Here is a 15,654-nt window from a genome sequence, read left to right as displayed (position 1 = left end):
CCGGCATGATCGGAGCCCTCGCCGACAGCCTGCGGTTCCGGCTCGACCTGCTGCACGGCATGGTCCGGCGCGACGTGCTCGGCCGCTATCGCGGCTCGCATTTCGGTTTGCTGTGGTCCCTGTTGTCGCCGCTGCTGATGCTGGTGGTCTACACGTTCGCGTTCCATGAATTGCTCGGCGCCCGCTGGCCGGGCGCCGACAGCCGCGCCGGTTTCGCCACGCGCGTGTTCGCCGGCATGATCGTGCACGGCCTGCTCGCCGAGACCCTGATGCGCGCCCCGCTGGCGATCGCCAGCCGCGGCAACTTCGTCAAGAAAGTGGTGTTTCCGCTCGCCGTGTTGCCGATCGTGCCGGTCGGTGCGGCCCTGTTCCATGCCGTGCTGGCGATGCTGGTCCTGATCGGCGTGTCTTTCGCGACCGGTGCCGGCGTGCAGGCGACCGCGTTGTACCTGCCGCTGATCGCCGCGCCCTTCGTCGTGTTGTTGTGCGGCCTGTCGTGGTGGCTCGCTGCGCTCGGCGTGTACGTCCGCGACCTGAGCCAGCTCAGCGGCATGATCGCGACGATGCTGCTTTTTCTCAGTCCGGTGTTCTATCCCGCGTCCGCGCTGCCGCCGGCCTATGCGCGCTGGATCGCCTGGAATCCGCTGAGTTTCATCATCGAACAGACGCGGGCGGCGCTGTTCCTGGGGCAGATGCCGGACCTGTCGGGCCTTTGCGTGTATGCCTTGCTCGCCGGGCTGTTCGCGGCCTCGGGCCTGTGGGTGTTCCGCAAGTTGCGCCGGGGATTTGCCGATGTGCTCTGAGCAGGTCACGCCGGTGGCCATACGCCTGCGCGGACTGGGCAAGTGCTACCACGTGTATCGCCGGCCGCTGGATCGCCTGTGGCAGGCGATCGCGCCCGGTGCGCGTTATCGCGAGTTCTGGGCGCTGCGCGGTCTGGATATGGACATCGCCGCCGGCGAGACTGTCGGCATCATCGGCCGCAATGGGTCGGGCAAGTCGACCCTGCTGCAGATGATCGCCGGCACGCTCACGCCGACCGAGGGCGAGGTGCAGGTGCGCGGCCGCATCGCCGCCCTGCTTGAGCTGGGCAGCGGCTTCGATCCCGATTTCACCGGGCGCGAGAACATCTATCTCAATGCTGCAGTGCTCGGCCTGCGCCGGCATGAGATCGACGAGCGTTTCGCACGCATCGAGGCCTTCGCCGATCTCGGCGACTACCTCGACCAGCCCGTGCGCGGCTATTCCAGCGGCATGGCCGTGCGTCTGGCGTTCGCGGTCGCGATCAATGTCGATCCTGATGTGCTGATCATCGACGAGGCTCTGGCGGTGGGCGACGAGGCGTTCCAGCGAAAGTGCTTCGCACGCATCGATCAGATGAAGCGCGACGGCACCACGATTCTGTTTGTTTCGCACGCGGCTGCGAGCATCGTGCAGCTGTGCGACCGAGCGGTACTCATCGATGCCGGCGAGCGCGTTCTCACCGGTCTGCCCAAGGATGTTGTCGCGCGCTACCAGCGCCTCGTGCATGCCTTGCCGGAGCGCCGCGCGCAGGTGCGCGCCGAGCTCGTCGCTGAGGACCGCGACTGGCGAGAACACGGGCCGCCGGCAGCGGCGCCGATCGCTGCGGCCAACGATCCCGAATCGCCGGTGGTGCATGCGGTCGCCGGCGCGGCGCATGAACGCCACGATCCCGGTTTCGTGCCGCGCAGCCTGGTCGAATACCCCAGTCATGGCGCGCGCATCCTCGACCCGCATCTGCGCAATGCCGCCGGCGATCGCGTCAACGTGTTGATCCCGGGTCGCGACTACGTCTACACCTACGAGGTCGCCTTTTCCGAGGCGGCGACGGGCGTGCATTTCGGCATGATGATCAAGTCGATGTCGGGCGTGGAGTTGTTCTCGATGGCCTCGCATGCCCATGGCGACGCGATCGCCGAGGTACCGGCCGGCGCGCACGTGCGCGTGGAGTTCCGCTTCGATGCACGCTTCATGCCGGGCACCTATTTTCTCAACGCCGGCTGCCAGGCGCGTCGCGACGGGCAGGACATGTATCTGCACCGCCTGCTCGATGCCGCGTGTTTCCGCATCGAAGTGCCGGCAAGCGATCGCCGCCTCGGCGGCTTCTTCGATCTGAGCCGTGAACCGGCGGCGACCTGGCAGACGCTGCCATCGGTCGTTCGGCTCGACGACGCGGAGAACGCGTCATGAGTCGGGGCTTGCTCGTACTGGGTGCGCATCGCAGTGGCACGTCTGCCTTGAGTCGGGTGCTGAACCTGTGCGGCGCGAGTCTGGGCGATCACCTGATGGGTGCAGCGCAAGGCAACGAAGCGGGCCATTGGGAATCCGCGCAGGCGGTCGCGATCGACGAGGCCCTGCTGCAGGCACTGGATCGTCGCTGGAACGATTTGCGACCCTTGCCCGAGGGCTGGGCTGAGAGTGCGGCTGCGGACGTCGCGACCCGCGCGATTGCCGACTTCGCTGCGGCCCAATTGCGCGCGCATCCGCTGTGGGCGATCAAGGATCCGCGACTGTGCCGGCTGCTGCCGGTGTGGCGAAAAGGATTGACTCAGGCGGGCCTCGAACCGACGGCCGTCATCATCTATCGCCATCCCGCGGAAGTCGCCGCATCGCTGGCGGCACGCAACGGCATGGCGCGGGACGAGGCGATGTGGCTGTGGTGGCTGCATCTGGCCGACGCCATCGTCGGCAGCCGCGGATTGCCCCGCTGCGTGCTCAGCTACGACGAACTGCTGACTGACTGGCGCGGCACGATGGCGCGCATCGCCGCGAGCACGGGCGTCGCGCTCGATCTGTCGACGCAGGCGCGGTTCGTCGACGAATTTCTCGCTCAGGACCTGCGCAACCATGCGTTGCCGACGGCAGCGCTGCCGGCGGCCGTCGATGACTTGCTGCGCACACTCGTCGCTGCGCGCGAACAGCCGCTGGCGCTGGACGATTACGCTGCCGGCGTCGCACGTTTCGCGAGCGTCGTCGACTTGCAGGGTCGGGCCCTCGGCGATGCCTGGGCGGCGCTCGACGCGATCGCATGGCAGGAGCAGGCGCAGAAACTCGCGCAGCCGGAAGCCAGCCCACCGGCCACGACGCTGGCGCGGGCACTCGCGGATCAGGCGGATCAGCTCGCGCGCCTGGCTGCGTCCGACACCACGGCGGAATCGACGTCGTCAGCGGATCTGCGCGAGGCCGCGCGTCGCGCCCGCGAACATCAGGCGCGCGCCGACGCCCTGGAAACCGAACTGGCGCAACTGGGCCGCGCACATCGGGAATTGCTCTCGCGCCAACAGCAACAGACGGCGACCGTTTCGGCGTTGCGCGCGCGTGTCCAGCGTCTGCAGCGCAAGGCCGATCTCTTCGCCGTGCTCGGCGGCCGCGCGCCGTGGCCGACCGGCGCGCTGACACGGCGCCTGAAAGCCTGGCGCGAACGCAAAACTACCGACGCGACGCCCTTCGCTCCGGCGCTGTCGACGCAGCCGAATCGTCTGCCAGCCTTGCCGCCGGTGCGCGAAGACACGGCCGATGTTTTTCTTTGGTGTCCGCAGGACTGGGCGCAGCTCGATGCAAACACGCAGACGGCCGCGCGCACGCGTGCGGCTGAGGGCGGTCGTGTCTTCGTCATGGCCCGCGCTGTCATCCCGCATGATCAGCCCGGTTTCCGCGTCGAAGCGCTGCCGTCGGTGCCGGGCGCGCTGCAGATCAACTTGTTTGCTCCGCAGGTACCGTTGGTGAGTCCGCTGGAGGCAAGCGCCTTCGCCGCCTTGCGCGCGAGTCTGGGCGAGCTGCTGGCCTGGACGCAGAGCGAGCGCACGCAGTCCTGGGGCGGGGACGCGCATTGGCGCGACCTTGCCGACTGTTTGCCGAACCAGATCCACGTCGCAGGCGAGGGTGCCTCGCTGGCCGAGTTGCCGCTGAGCATCGTCATCAGCACCCGCGATCAACTGCCGTTCCTGCGCGCCTGTTTGCGCAGTCTCGACGAGTTGTCCGATTACCCGGCGCCGGAAATCATCGTCGTCGACAATGCCTCGCGCGACGGCACCGCCGATTTCCTCGCGTCCTGGGCGGCACAGCGCCGGCACGAACGTCGTGTCATCACCAATGCCGACGATCGCGGCCAGGTCGTTGCGCGCAACCAGGGTCTGCAGCTCGCGCGCGGTGACGGTCTGGTACTGCTGACTGCCGACAGTTTCGTGACCGCTGGCTGGCTGCGCACCCTGGTCGCGCACCTGCGTCGCGCGCCGCGCCGGGGCCTGGTCCTGCCGACCGGCCCGGCCGACGGCGCCGGCATCGACTACGCCGATCTCGACACCATGGCCGTGCTCGCGCGTGCATTCACCGCCCGTCATGCCGGTCTCGCGCAGCCGCTGGAACGGGCGACGCTGCACTGCGCGCTGCTGCGGCGCGCCGCGTTCGCCGAGGTCGGTCCGTTTGACGAAAGCTTCGCCGCCGGCGGTTTCGAGGACGAGGATTATTGCCGGCGTCTGCGCGAGCGCGGCTGGCAGATCGCGCGTGCCGAGGATGTGTTCGTGCACCATCATCCGGCCCCGGCCTTCGATCCGTTCGAAGCGGCCCGGCGCGAGCAGCGTCTGCAGGCCGACCGCGCCGCGTTCGAGCGCAAATGGGGCCCGTCGCCGCCGCGCGAGCTCGATCGGGCCTGAGCGCCCCGGCCAAAAGTACGATGCCGTATCGCCCGGGTGCGCGGTAAACTCGGGACTTTCCGGTCGCACGAGAACGTCGCCATGACGCAGTCCCCCGCCACGCCCGCCGCCCGCCGCGGCATGGACAAACTCTATCCGGACGCGGCGACCGCGCTGCGCGATCTGGTGCGCGATGGCCAGACGCTCGCAGTCGGCGGCTTCGGTCTGTGCGGCATTCCCGAAGCATTGATCGCGGCGCTGCGCGACAGCGGCGCCAAGAATCTCACCGTGATCTCCAACAATGCCGGTGTCGACGGCTTTGGTCTGGGCATGCTGCTGAGCACGCGGCAGATCAAGAAGATGATTTCGTCCTACGTGGGCGAGAACAAGGAATTCGAACGCCAGTACCTGTCGGGCGAGCTGGAGCTGGAATTCAATCCGCAGGGCACGCTCGCCGAGCGTCTGCGCGCTGGCGGCGCCGGTATCCCGGCGTTCTACACGCGCACCGGCTACGGCACGATCGTCGCCGAAGGCAAGGAAACCCGCGAGTTCGACGGCCACCAGTACGTCATGGAAACCGCGCTGCGCACCGACGTGTCGCTGGTGAAGGCGTGGAAGGCCGATAAGGCGGGCAACCTGGTGTTCCGCAAGACCGCGCGCAATTTCAATCCGGCCGTGGCGATGGCCGGCAAGGCCTGCGTGGTCGAAGCCGAAGTCATCGTCGAGGTCGGCGCGATCGATCCCGACCAGGTGCATCTGCCGGGCATCTATGTCGATCGCATCGTGCATAACCCGACGCCGGAGAAGCGTATTGAGCAGCGGACGGTGCGGGCTTAGGCCGGCGCTTTCGCACAGTTGCCCTCACCCGCGCCTTCGGCGCGACCTCTCCCCGAGGGAGAGGTGGATTTTCAAGGAGATGACATGTCCTGGTCACGCGATGAAATGGCGCAGCGCGCCGCGAAAGAACTCACTGATGGCGCGTATGTGAACCTCGGCATCGGCTTGCCGACCTTGGTCGCGAACCATATTCCGGTCGGCGTCGATGTCTGGCTGCAGTCGGAAAACGGCCTGCTCGGCATCGGTCCGTTTCCGACCGAAGCCGAAGTCGACGCCGATCTCATCAATGCCGGCAAGCAGACGGTGACCGCGCGCGAAGGCGCGAGCTATTTCGGCAGCCACGATTCCTTCGCGATGATCCGCGGCGGCCATATCGATCTGGCGATTCTCGGCGCGATGCAGGTGACCGATCGCGGCGATCTCGCCAACTGGATGGTGCCCGGCAAGATGGTCAAGGGCATGGGCGGCGCGATGGATCTGGTCGCGGGCGTCAAGCGTGTCGTCGTGCTCATGGAGCATGTCGCGAAGGACGGATCGCACAAGATCCTCAAGGACTGCGATCTGCCCCTGACCGGCGTTGGCGTGGTCAACCGCATCATCACCGACCTGGCGATCTTCGATGTGGCCGACGATGGCCTGGTACTCATCGAAGCCGCCGACGGTGTCAGCGACGACGAGCTGCGTACCAAGACGGGCTGCGCCTTCCGTCGCGCCGCCTGAAGAAAGAACCGGCGCCGCGCCTCAGCGGCGCGGGTCGCCCGGCATCGGAATCAAACCGTCGCGCGCGGTCAGTACCGCGCGTTCGCCGCGGCACCAGCGGCCCGGGTGTTTGCCGAAAAACGCCGCCTGAAAACGCGCGTCGCCGGCGTCGTTCCAGAAGCCCAGCGGCAGGGACGGAAAGGGCGCCGTGCATGCGAGATCGCCGGCTTCGCCGACCACCGGAGTGCCCTGCGCATCGAGCACTTCGACCTTCATGCCCAGGCCACGGCAGGACAGTTCGCCGCGCCACACCGGCAATAGCGGCGCGCCGATCGCGAAGCAGGCGAGGGTGTCGCCGCCAGTGCTGATCGGCGAAAGGAAAACGCGTTCCTTCACGTCGCGATAGACGAAATCGTAGCTTTCCGGCGCGAGCGTGCCGCCTGCGGTCAGGATCGTCTTCAGCGGCAGCAGGCGATGCGAATCTTTCGGTACACCGCCCGCTGTCGCGGCGGCATTCAACCAGTCGCTGTGCACGCCGAGCACGGTGATGCCGAATTCGTCGACGCGATCCCACAACCGCGGGCCGTCGGCCGGCAGCTCGGCATCGGCGAGCAGCACGATGGTCGCGCCGACCGCGAGACTCGAGGCCAGCCAGTACCAGGCCATCGAATCGATGCCGGCATGGAACAGCACCTTGTCCTCGCGCTTGAGATCGACATGCAGCACCCATTCCTTCAGGTGCTGGATCAGCGTGCCGCCGGCGCCGTGCACGACGCGTTCGTCGCCGGCCTCGGTCAGGTACAGCGGATGATCGAACGCCACCGGAGTGTAGTCGCTGGCCGCGTCGGCAAAGGGCGCGACGAAGTCGGCGAGCGCGGTGGCCGCCTCGCAGATCGGCGTCGCCTCGACGCCGGACAATTGCACGAGCGTTGCGAGACCGGGCACGGCCGCGCGCAAGGCACGCAGCGTGCCCGCGCCGGCCGCGCCGTCGGCGACGAACACCAGGCGCGGCGCGAGATCGGCCAGTCGGCGGCAGGCGTCGTCGAGATCGCCGGTCGGCGCACGCGCGCTCCACACGGCACCGATACTCGCCGTCGCCAGCATCGCGATCAGCGCGTCCGGGCAAGCCGGCGCGAGTGCCGCGATGCGGTCGCCGGGCGCGATGCCCTGCGCGCGCAAGGCCGCCGCGAGCGCCGCCACCTGTCGCTGCAACTGGGCATAGCTGGTGGTGAGGTTGTCGCCGTTGGCGGTGCGGAAACGGATCGCCACGCGTTCGTCGTCGAAGCGCAGCAGGTTCTGCGCGAAGTTCAGGCTGACATTCGGAAACCAGCGTGCGCCGGGCAGACGATCGGCGTCGACGATGACGCAACTGCGATCGCCGCTGCCGCGGATGCCGCAGAAATCCCAGAGCAGGGTCCAGAAACGATCAGGCTGTTCGACCGAAAACCGGTACAGCGGTGCGTAGCTGTTGACGTCGGCATTGCCGGTTTCTTCGCGCACGAAGCGCATGAACCGGCTGAGGTTCGCGCGTTCGACGCGCTCTTCCCCCGGCGACCAGACCGGTTTGCTGGGAATCATGGCGGGCTCAATGGCAGGGGAGCGACTGCATGCGCGTGCGGCCGAGTTCGCGGCCACTCGCGCGGTCGCGCAGGATCAGCACGATCGCCGGCGTCACCCAGTTTCCGGTGTTCTGCGAACCGGTACCGCCGCCATCGGAGAACAGGCGTTCGACGCCATCGCCGTCGACCGTGACCACGCGCACTTCGCTCGTGCCCGTCGACGCGTCCACGCGCCAGCTCACGGTCGCATTGATCGGTGCCTCGCAGGCGCGCATCGCGGCGGGCGTGAGGACAAATTCCACGCCAGCCTGGTTCGCGACCGGTGCCGCTGCCGCCGATTCCGGCTCGCGGCTGGCGGTGCAGGCGACCAGCGCGAAGCCCGACAGCGCGGCGAGGATCAGCAGACGCTTCATCAAAGGATCAGAGCGCTTTTTCGAGTTCGGGAATGATCTGGAACAGATCGCCGACCAGGCCGAAGTCCGCGATCTCGAAGATCGGTGCATCGCCGTCCTTGTTGATCGCCACGATCGTACCCGCATCCTTGATGCCGGTCAGATGCTGGATCGCGCCGCTGATGCCGATCGCCATGTACAGCTCCGGCGCGATGATCTTGCCGGTCTGGCCGACCTGCAGTTCGTTCGGCACGTAGCCCGCATCGACTGCGGCACGCGAGGCACCGACCGCCGCACCCATCTTGTCGGCGAGCGAATAGATGATCGAGAACGCATCGGCCGACCCGAGCGCCCGACCGCCGCTGACGACCTTCGAGGCACTCTGCAGGTCCGGGCGATCGCTCTTGCCCTGCTGCAGGGTCACGAAACGCGTGTGCGTGGGCAGGGTCGCATCGACACTGGCGGCTTCGATCGAGGCGCTGCCACCGGCGCCGGTCGCCGGCCACGAGGCCGTGCGCACGGTTGCGACGACGGCGTGTTCGGCCGGCGCGGTGACGGTGATGATCGCGTTGCCCGCATAGATCGGACGCTTGAAGGTGTGCGGACCGTCGACGGCCATGACGTCGCTGACCTGGGCCACGCCCAGCAGGGCGGCGACGCAGGGCATGAGGTCTTTGCCGAACGTCGTCGACGGACCGAAGACGTGCGTGTAGCCGGCGGCGAGTTTGGCGATCTGCGGCGCCAGCACCTGCGCGAGCGCGTGCGCATTGGCGGCGTTGGCGACCGTGATGACCTTCGACACGCCGGCGATCTGCGCAGCCTGCGCGGCGATCGCATCGGGGGCGTCGGACAACACGACGATGTCGATGCTGTCGGCGTGGATCGCCTTCGCGCAGGTGACGCAGCGCGCGGTGGCGGAATTGAGTTGGCCGTTGAGGTGTTCGGCGACGATCAGGACTTTGCTCATGGGATTCTCCTTACACCAGGCCCTTGGCCTTCAGCGCCGACACCAGCTCGGCGACGTCCTTCACCATCACGCCCTTGCTGCGCTTGGGCGGCGGCGCATAGTGCGTGGTCGTCAGCAGGTCGCCCGACGCCACGCCCAGGTCGGCGATCGCGATCGTTTCCAGCGGTTTGCTTTTGGCTTTCATGATGTCGGGCAGCTTGATGAAGCGCGGCTCGTTCAGACGCAGGTCGGTGGTGATGACCGCGGGCAGATCGACTTCCAGCGTTTCCAGGCCGGCGTCGACTTCGCGCGTGACCGTGGCCTTGTCGGCAGCGACCTCGACCTTGCTGGCGAACGTCGCCTGCGGGCGACCCCAGAGCGTGGCGAGCATCTGGCCGGTCTGGCTGGCGTCGTCGTCGATCGCCTGCTTGCCCAGCAGCACGATGCCGGGCTGCTCTTTCTCGACCAGCTTGAGCAGGGCACGCGCGGCGGTCAGCGGCTGGATCGGCTGGTCGGAGACGACATGGATCGCGCGGTTCGCGCCCATCGCCAGGCCATTGCGCAGATGCGCCTGGCAATCGGCCGGGCCGATCGTGGCGACGATGACTTCGGTCGCCAGGCCCTTGTCGAGCAGACGCAGCGCTTCTTCGAGCGCGATGTCGTCGAACGGGTTGGCCGACAGTTTCACGCCGTCGGTGACCACGCCCGAGCCGTCGGGTTTGACCTGGATGCGGACGTTGTAATCGACGACCCGCTTATAGGCGACCAAGATTTTCATGCGCTGTTTCCTGTGGGACAGGCCGTCCACGCGGGCAGGCCGCGGGCAGGCTTTGGGGAGGGGCGATTGTACCCGGAGCGGGCTGGGGCTCACACCCTAAAATCCCGCTCCTACAAAGCGAGCAGGTTGGCGGCGAAACGGTCGGCCGAGGCGTCGTCGTACAGGAAGAACAGCGAAGGCTCGGTGAGCTCGAGCTCGAGCAGGCGCGGGCTACCGTCGGCCGCGCGGATCAGGTCGATGCGCGCATAGGTGAGCGGACCGGCCAGACCGAGCAGGTCGGGCAGGGCGGCGACCACCTGCGTGGCGAGGGCGGTCTCGTCGGCGCCCGGCACGCGCGCGGTGATCTTTTCCGGCGCGAACAGGTGATCGGTCGGGCCCTCGTCGCGCTGCAGCAGCGGACCCTTGCGGATCGCATGACTGAACTGGCCGCTGAAAAACATCAGCGCGGTTTCGCCGTCCTTGTCGACCGAGGCCAGGTAGGGCTGCAGCAGCACGCTGCGTCCGCCGTCGAGCAGACGCGCGACATGCGTGGCGGCGGCCGCGTGCTGGTCGCGCGCGTAACGTTGGGCATCGCGCGAGCCGGCGCCGACCGCGGGCTTGACCACGAATTCGGCCGCGTCGGCGAACTGCGCGAGAAACGCCGTCAGTGCCTGCGCCGCGTCCTCGCCGGGTTCGGCGAACACGCTCGGCACCACCGCGATGCCGGCGCGCGCGAGATCGGCCAGATAATGCTTGTCGGTGTTGCGTTCGATCACGTGCAAGGGATTGAGCAGGCGTGTCTGCGCATCGATGCGCCGCGCCCAGGCCAGGAATTCCGCCAGGCGTTCGGTGTAATCCCAGGGCGAGCGCAGCAAGGCGACATCGAAGCGCGACCACGACACCGTCGGATCGTCCCAGGCGAGGATCTGCGCGTCCGCGCCGGCGCGTTGCAGCGCCGCGAGCAGGGGCGGCAGGTCGTCGTCGAGGGCGAACGCAGCGATGGCGGTGACGAGGGCGATTTTCATGCCGCGATTCTACGGCATCGTATCGAGCAGCAACTCCACCCAACGGGCATACATCGCGCCCGACGGATGCAGGCCATCGTCGGCGAGCATGTCGGTGTCGCCGCCGTTTTCGCGCACCAAGGGGCTGATGTCGAGGAAGTTCGCGCCTTCCAGCGAACAGATGTCGCGCGCGATCTCGTTGTAGGCGTCCAGCTCGCGGGCGATCTGCACGGCATCGCGGCCGCTGGCGCGCGCGAAGGGGGTCACGCCCCAATCGGGAATCGCGAGCACGATGACCTGTTCGGGGCGGTCGCCGACCAGGCCGATCGTGCGTTCGATCAGGGCGGCGAATTCGGTGCGATAGATGTCGGCGCTGCGGCCGCGGTACTGGTTGTTCACGCCGATCAGCAGCGAGGCGAAATCGAACTGCCCCAGCGGCTCGGCGGCATCCATCGCCGCCCACAACTCATCGGTCGTCCAGCCGGTGCGCGCGATGATGCGCGCGTCGACGGCGACATCGGCCTTGCGCAGGGCCGCGCACCATTGTTCGGGCCAGCGTTCGTGCTCGGCGACGCCTTCGCCGATCGTGTACGAATCGCCGAGCGCCAGATAACGCAGTGACTGCATTGGGCTCAGGCGACAGCGGCGGCGCGACGTTGCGCCGCGCTCTCGGCGTAACGGCCGAGCAGGGCGTCGATGCGCCGGAACACTTCGCGCATCGTGCTCGCTTCGGGCAGCAAGGTGACGCGGAAATGATTGCGATAGCGCACGTTGAAGCTCGAGCCGGGCACGACCAGCACGCCTTCGTCTTCCATCAATTCCAGCGCGAAGCGGTGATCGTCGAAACCTTCCGCGGCGGCGCCGACGACAGCCGGGAACGCGTACAGCGCGCCTCGCGGCGTGACCAGATCCAGATGTTCGCTGCCCGCGCAGATGTCCATGACCGCGCGCCGTGTTTCGTACAGGCGGCCGCCGTCCACGCACAGCGGCGTGATCGTGTCCGGACCGCTGAGCGCGGCGGGCACGGCGAATTGGCCGGGCACGTTCGCGCACAGGCGCAGCGCGCCGAGCAGATCCATCGCGTGGTGATAGTCGCCCAGGCGCGTCGCTTCGCCCGACAGCACCGCCCAGCCCACGCGCCAACCGCAGGCGCGATGCACTTTCGACAGGCCGCCGAAGCTGATGCAGGGATGGTCGCCGGCCAGCGGCGCCAGCGGCTGGAACGCCGCGTCGTCGTAGGTGATGCCGTCGTAGATCTCGTCGGCCATGAGCAGCAGGCCATGCCGGGCCGCCACGTCCACGAGCTGCACCAGCAGCTCGCGCGGATACACGGCACCGCTGGGGTTGTTCGGGTTGATGATGACCAGCGCGCGCGTGCGCGGCGTGATCAGCGCTTCGACCTGGGCGGGGTCGGGCAGGAATCCGTTTTCCGGGCGGCAGTCGTAATGCACCGCCTTGCCGTCGTTGAGGATGGTCGCGGCGGTCCACAAGGGATAGTCGGGACTCGGGATCAGCACTTCGTCGCCGGGATTGAGCAGGGCGCGCAGGGAAATGTCGATCAGTTCGGACACGCCGTTGCCGACGAACACGCGCTCGAGCGTCGCGTTCGGCGTGCCGCGCTTCTTGTAGTGCGCCGCGATGTACTCGCGCACGGCCGGCAGGCCCTGCTGGTGCGTGTACGGATCGGTGCCCGGCAGGTTCTGCGCGATCGCCTGCTGCAGATGCTCGGGCGCACGGAAACCGAAGGCGCCGGGATTGCCGATGTTGAGCTTGATCAGCGGGCGGCCCTGGGCCTCGAGTTCGAGCGCCCGGCGGGCGAGTTCGCCGCGGATTTCGTAGCGGACTTCGGACAGGCGTTCGCGGGTGACAAGGCGGTTGTGCGGCATGGGTTAAAAATCAGTGAAAACCGCCGCCGAGCCTACCGCAAACCCCTAAAGCTTTGTAGGCGCCGGCTCGCTGGCGACCCGCCCTTTGGCCTTGCTCCGGCTCAGCAACCAGCCCGCCACCCCGGCGAAGCCCAGCTCCCAGACCAGGGCGATCGCCAGGAAGGGTGTCGCGACCCCGGTCAGGGCGATCGTGGCCAGGCGCACCGCGCCGATGCCGCCATTGCTGGCCAGGGTCAGCCACAGGCCCGGCCGGCGCAGTCCCCGGCGTTTGGTGCAGGCGAGCAGGAAGCCGCCCAGGCCCAGCTCCAGGCCCCCGTAGAACGCGCGCAGTTCGATCAGTCCGGCCGCGTCGCGGGCCCCGACGCCGACCCCCGCCAGACCGCCGGCCGGGTCGATGACCAGCCACACGCCGAAGCCCAGGAAGCCCAGGCCCGCCAATGCCACCCACACCCGCGAAAAGGTTTTCATGCCCGCAGGCTGCCCGGTGGCCGGTCAAGAAAAGGTGCACGGGGCTAGAATGCCGGCAATGTCCACCGAGTCCGAACCGATCGAACCCGAATCGAGCCACGCCGCGCCATCCTCCACCGACCCGACCGCCGCCGATCGTTACGCCGCGCTGCGGATCATCGGCTGGCCCGACGATGAAGAACTGCGGCTCGCCGCCGGCGACGCCCGCATCGCCCGCGTCATCGGCCAGCACCGCAGCGGTTTCGATGTCGCTGAATTCGCCGGCGACCAGCGCCGCGTGCAGCCCCCGGCCGCCTGGACCCGCCCGCGTGGCGACCCGACCGAGCGCGCCGTCGTCGGCGACTGGGTCGCCCTCGATGCCGAGGGCAAGAACATCGCCCGTCTGTTGCCGCGCAAGGCCCTGCTCAAGCGCGGTGCCGCCGGCGAGCACTACCGCCAGCAGCTCATCGCCGCGAACATCGACCACGTGCTCGTGGTCAGCGGTCTGGATGCGGACTTCAATCCGCGCCGCATCGAGCGCTACCTGCTGATCATCCAGGCCAGCGGCGCCGCACCCGTGCTGGTGCTGACCAAGGCCGACCAGTGCGACATCCTCGACGATGTGCTCGAGGTGCTGGAAAACGAGCGCCTCACCGGCATTCCCGTTTATCCGGTCAATGCCAAGGACGCTGCAAGCCTCGTCGTGCTGCATCCGTATCTGGGTCCGGGCAAGAGTGCGGTGCTGGTCGGCTCGTCCGGTGCCGGCAAGTCGACGCTGACCAATACCCTGCTCGGCACGCAGAAGATGAAAACCAACGAGGTGCGCGCGAACGACCAGCGCGGCCGCCACACCACGACCAATCGCGTGCTGATTCCGCTGCCGCAGGGCGGCTGCCTCATCGACACGCCCGGCATGCGCGAGCTCAAGCTCAGCGGCGAGGAGGATCTCGCCGACGGCGGTTTCGACGACATCGAGGCGCTCGCGGGCAACTGCCGGTTCAGCGACTGCGGACACAGCAACGAGCCGGGCTGCGCGGTGCGCGCGGCGATCGAATCGGGCGAGCTCGACGACGTGCGCTACGCGTCCTACTGCAAGCTGCGCGACGAACGCGATGCCGCGGCGGTGACGCTGGCGCAGCGCCGGGCCGAAGACAAGGTGTTGAACAAGGCGCTCAACAAACGCCTCAAAGACAAATATGGACGTCGCTGACCGCAAGCCCTTGCCGATCGAAATCGCCCACCACGCCGCGCTCGACGCGCGCATGGAGTCGGCGGTGCGCGGCATCCGCCTGCTCGAATCGGTGAGCTGGCCGCAGGCCGCGCAGCAACAGTTCCTCGACGGCTGGCGCAGTGGCAAGCGCGCCTTGCCGGTCATCGAATACCGCAAGGAAGACCACGCGCAGACACGGCGCGAGCTCGAGGCGATCATCGCCGCCGCTGATGCCGAACATCCGCTCGGGCAATACCTGCAGCGCACCGCGACCAGCTGGATCATCGCCACGCAATTGCTCGAAGCACTCGGCACGCCCGCCGTCACCGACTATTCCGTGCGTCTGTTCGGCCGTCCCGGCGATGCGTTGCCCGGCAACGGGCCGAGCAATATCGAGGCGGCGACGCATTTCATCGAGCTCGCCGACGAACTCGACCGCGAGCTCGCCGTCGCCGAGGCCGACTACTGCCTGTCGGCGACGACGATGCAGGAAGAACTGCAGGCCTCGCTCGACAAGTTCTTCGTGCACCACCAGGTCAAGATCGAACTCGATCCGAACCTCATTGCCAAGGCCGCCGCCGGCCCGACCCGCATCCGTCTGCGCAGCGGCGCGGCCTTCAGCGAATACGACCGGCACCAGTTGCTCGAACACGAGGCCTTCGTGCATTCGCTGACCGCGCTCAACGGCCGCGAGCAGCCTTACTTCAAGAGTTTCGCGCGCAATTCGCCGCGCGTGACCGCAACCCAGGAAGGCCTGGCGACGTTCGCCGAGCTCATCACCGGCGCGATCGACATCGAGCGCATGAAGCGCATCAGCCTGCGCATCATCGCGATCCACAAGGCGCTGCACGGCGCGGATTTCATCGAGGTGTTCCAGTTTTTCCTCGACGCGGGGCAGGCCGAATCGGACAGTTTCGCCTCGGCGCAGCGCGTGTTCCGCGGCGTGCCGGTCACGGGCGGCAGCGCGTTCACCAAGGACACGGTGTATCTGCACGGCCTGCTGTCGGTGCACACCTTCTTCCGCTGGTGCCTGCGCCATCGTCGCCTGCGCCTGACCCGCCTGCTGTTCGCCGGCAAGATGAGCCTGCGCGACGTGTTCGCGCTCGAGCCCCTGTTCGATGCCGGCTATCTCGTCGAGCCGCTGTACCTGCCGCCCTGGGTGCAGAAGGCCAATGGCCTGGCGGGTATGCTCGCGTTCTCCCTGTTCGCCAACAAGATCCGCCTCGACAACGTCGACGCCGACGACCTCGTGCTCGGCCTCTAGG

Annotated in this window: 15 protein-coding genes; 7 read left to right on the top strand and 8 right to left on the bottom strand. The window is 67.8% G+C overall.

Annotated features, from left to right (window positions below):
• The first annotated feature begins 5 nt into the window (after window positions 1-5).
• The 5 genes from G467_RS0113710 to G467_RS0113690 all read left to right on the top strand — a co-directional run bounded on the left by G467_RS0113710 (window position 6) and on the right by G467_RS0113690 (window position 6,209).
• Window positions 6-803, top strand: coding sequence for an ABC transporter permease (locus tag G467_RS0113710; RefSeq protein ID WP_022970315.1), 798 nt, complete (start codon window positions 6-8; stop codon window positions 801-803).
• Window positions 793-2,211 carry an ABC transporter ATP-binding protein gene (locus tag G467_RS16965; RefSeq protein WP_022970314.1) on the top strand — a complete coding sequence of 473 codons (1,419 nt, stop codon included), beginning with the start codon at window positions 793-795 and terminating at the stop codon, window positions 2,209-2,211. The genes G467_RS0113710 and G467_RS16965 overlap by 11 nt, the downstream gene beginning before the upstream one ends.
• Window positions 2,208-4,673 (top strand): glycosyltransferase, encoded by a 2,466-nt coding sequence (locus G467_RS17675; RefSeq protein ID WP_022970313.1) that lies wholly within the window; start codon window positions 2,208-2,210, stop codon window positions 4,671-4,673. The genes G467_RS16965 and G467_RS17675 overlap by 4 nt, the downstream gene beginning before the upstream one ends.
• A gap of 81 nt (window positions 4,674-4,754) precedes the next feature.
• Complete coding sequence (locus G467_RS0113695) at window positions 4,755-5,489, top strand: CoA transferase subunit A (RefSeq protein WP_022970312.1); 735 nt, start codon at window positions 4,755-4,757, stop codon at window positions 5,487-5,489.
• 84 nt (window positions 5,490-5,573) lie between these two features.
• Window positions 5,574-6,209, top strand: coding sequence for a CoA transferase subunit B (locus G467_RS0113690; protein ID WP_026802707.1), 636 nt, complete (start codon window positions 5,574-5,576; stop codon window positions 6,207-6,209).
• A gap of 21 nt (window positions 6,210-6,230) precedes the next feature.
• Here G467_RS0113690 and G467_RS17200 read toward each other — a convergent pair whose 3' ends face one another.
• The 8 genes from G467_RS17200 to G467_RS16950 form a co-directional block, all read right to left on the bottom strand.
• On the bottom strand, window positions 6,231-7,766 hold the full coding sequence (locus G467_RS17200) for an AMP-binding protein (RefSeq protein ID WP_051130489.1): 1,536 nt from the start codon (window positions 7,764-7,766) through the stop codon (window positions 6,231-6,233).
• Window positions 7,767-7,773: 7 nt separating this feature from the next.
• Window positions 7,774-8,160: a hypothetical protein gene (locus G467_RS0113680; protein ID WP_022970311.1), complete on the bottom strand. Its 387-nt coding sequence runs from the start codon at window positions 8,158-8,160 to the stop codon at window positions 7,774-7,776.
• 7 nt (window positions 8,161-8,167) lie between these two features.
• Window positions 8,168-9,106, bottom strand: a complete 939-nt coding sequence (locus G467_RS0113675; protein WP_022970310.1) for an electron transfer flavoprotein subunit alpha/FixB family protein — start codon at window positions 9,104-9,106, stop codon at window positions 8,168-8,170.
• 10 nt (window positions 9,107-9,116) lie between these two features.
• Window positions 9,117-9,863: an electron transfer flavoprotein subunit beta/FixA family protein gene (locus tag G467_RS0113670; protein ID WP_022970309.1), complete on the bottom strand. Its 747-nt coding sequence runs from the start codon at window positions 9,861-9,863 to the stop codon at window positions 9,117-9,119.
• 110 nt (window positions 9,864-9,973) lie between these two features.
• Window positions 9,974-10,867 (bottom strand): ATP-grasp domain-containing protein, encoded by an 894-nt coding sequence (locus tag G467_RS0113665; RefSeq protein ID WP_022970308.1) that lies wholly within the window; start codon window positions 10,865-10,867, stop codon window positions 9,974-9,976.
• Between the two features lie 9 nt (window positions 10,868-10,876).
• The gene (locus G467_RS0113660; RefSeq protein ID WP_022970307.1) at window positions 10,877-11,473 is read right to left on the bottom strand and encodes an SGNH/GDSL hydrolase family protein; all 597 of its coding nucleotides are present in this window, start codon (window positions 11,471-11,473) and stop codon (window positions 10,877-10,879) included.
• 5 nt (window positions 11,474-11,478) lie between these two features.
• Window positions 11,479-12,732 (bottom strand): aminotransferase class I/II-fold pyridoxal phosphate-dependent enzyme, encoded by a 1,254-nt coding sequence (locus G467_RS0113655; RefSeq protein WP_022970306.1) that lies wholly within the window; start codon window positions 12,730-12,732, stop codon window positions 11,479-11,481.
• A gap of 45 nt (window positions 12,733-12,777) precedes the next feature.
• On the bottom strand, window positions 12,778-13,200 hold the full coding sequence (locus G467_RS16950; RefSeq protein ID WP_022970305.1) for a DUF4345 family protein: 423 nt from the start codon (window positions 13,198-13,200) through the stop codon (window positions 12,778-12,780).
• A gap of 58 nt (window positions 13,201-13,258) precedes the next feature.
• Here G467_RS16950 and rsgA point away from each other — a divergent pair, with 58 nt between their 5' ends.
• Together rsgA and G467_RS0113640 are read left to right on the top strand one after the other, a co-directional pair.
• The gene (gene rsgA / locus G467_RS16945; RefSeq protein ID WP_022970304.1) at window positions 13,259-14,389 is read left to right on the top strand and encodes a ribosome small subunit-dependent GTPase A; all 1,131 of its coding nucleotides are present in this window, start codon (window positions 13,259-13,261) and stop codon (window positions 14,387-14,389) included.
• A complete protein-coding gene (locus G467_RS0113640) occupies window positions 14,376-15,653 on the top strand; it encodes a peptidase MATCAP family protein (protein ID WP_022970303.1) in 1,278 nt (425 codons plus the stop codon). The genes rsgA and G467_RS0113640 overlap by 14 nt, the downstream gene beginning before the upstream one ends.
• Window position 15,654: the final 1 nt, after the last annotated feature.

Origin of the sequence: Arenimonas oryziterrae DSM 21050 = YC6267, assembly GCF_000420545.1 — a bacterium.
Lineage (GTDB): Bacteria > Pseudomonadota > Gammaproteobacteria > Xanthomonadales > Xanthomonadaceae > Arenimonas > Arenimonas oryziterrae.
The sequence above is the reverse complement of the archived record's forward strand: the minus strand, read 5'-3'. Positions and strand labels throughout refer to the sequence as shown.

What these genes read in the sequence shown, in the direction of transcription:
- G467_RS0113710 (WP_022970315.1), top strand. Translation starts at nt 6, where the DNA reads ATGATCGGAGCCCTCGCCGACAGCCTGCGGTTCCGGCTCGACCTGCTG.
- G467_RS16965 (WP_022970314.1), top strand. Translation starts at nt 793, where the DNA reads ATGTGCTCTGAGCAGGTCACGCCGGTGGCCATACGCCTGCGCGGACTG.
- G467_RS17675 (WP_022970313.1), top strand. Translation starts at nt 2,208, where the DNA reads ATGAGTCGGGGCTTGCTCGTACTGGGTGCGCATCGCAGTGGCACGTCT.
- G467_RS0113695 (WP_022970312.1), top strand. Translation starts at nt 4,755, where the DNA reads ATGACGCAGTCCCCCGCCACGCCCGCCGCCCGCCGCGGCATGGACAAA.
- G467_RS0113690 (WP_026802707.1), top strand. Translation starts at nt 5,574, where the DNA reads ATGTCCTGGTCACGCGATGAAATGGCGCAGCGCGCCGCGAAAGAACTC.
- G467_RS17200 (WP_051130489.1), bottom strand. Translation starts at nt 7,766, where the DNA reads ATGATTCCCAGCAAACCGGTCTGGTCGCCGGGGGAAGAGCGCGTCGAA.
- G467_RS0113680 (WP_022970311.1), bottom strand. Translation starts at nt 8,160, where the DNA reads ATGAAGCGTCTGCTGATCCTCGCCGCGCTGTCGGGCTTCGCGCTGGTC.
- G467_RS0113675 (WP_022970310.1), bottom strand. Translation starts at nt 9,106, where the DNA reads ATGAGCAAAGTCCTGATCGTCGCCGAACACCTCAACGGCCAACTCAAT.
- G467_RS0113670 (WP_022970309.1), bottom strand. Translation starts at nt 9,863, where the DNA reads ATGAAAATCTTGGTCGCCTATAAGCGGGTCGTCGATTACAACGTCCGC.
- G467_RS0113665 (WP_022970308.1), bottom strand. Translation starts at nt 10,867, where the DNA reads ATGAAAATCGCCCTCGTCACCGCCATCGCTGCGTTCGCCCTCGACGAC.
- G467_RS0113660 (WP_022970307.1), bottom strand. Translation starts at nt 11,473, where the DNA reads ATGCAGTCACTGCGTTATCTGGCGCTCGGCGATTCGTACACGATCGGC.
- G467_RS0113655 (WP_022970306.1), bottom strand. Translation starts at nt 12,732, where the DNA reads ATGCCGCACAACCGCCTTGTCACCCGCGAACGCCTGTCCGAAGTCCGC.
- G467_RS16950 (WP_022970305.1), bottom strand. Translation starts at nt 13,200, where the DNA reads ATGAAAACCTTTTCGCGGGTGTGGGTGGCATTGGCGGGCCTGGGCTTC.
- rsgA (WP_022970304.1), top strand. Translation starts at nt 13,259, where the DNA reads ATGTCCACCGAGTCCGAACCGATCGAACCCGAATCGAGCCACGCCGCG.
- G467_RS0113640 (WP_022970303.1), top strand. Translation starts at nt 14,376, where the DNA reads ATGGACGTCGCTGACCGCAAGCCCTTGCCGATCGAAATCGCCCACCAC.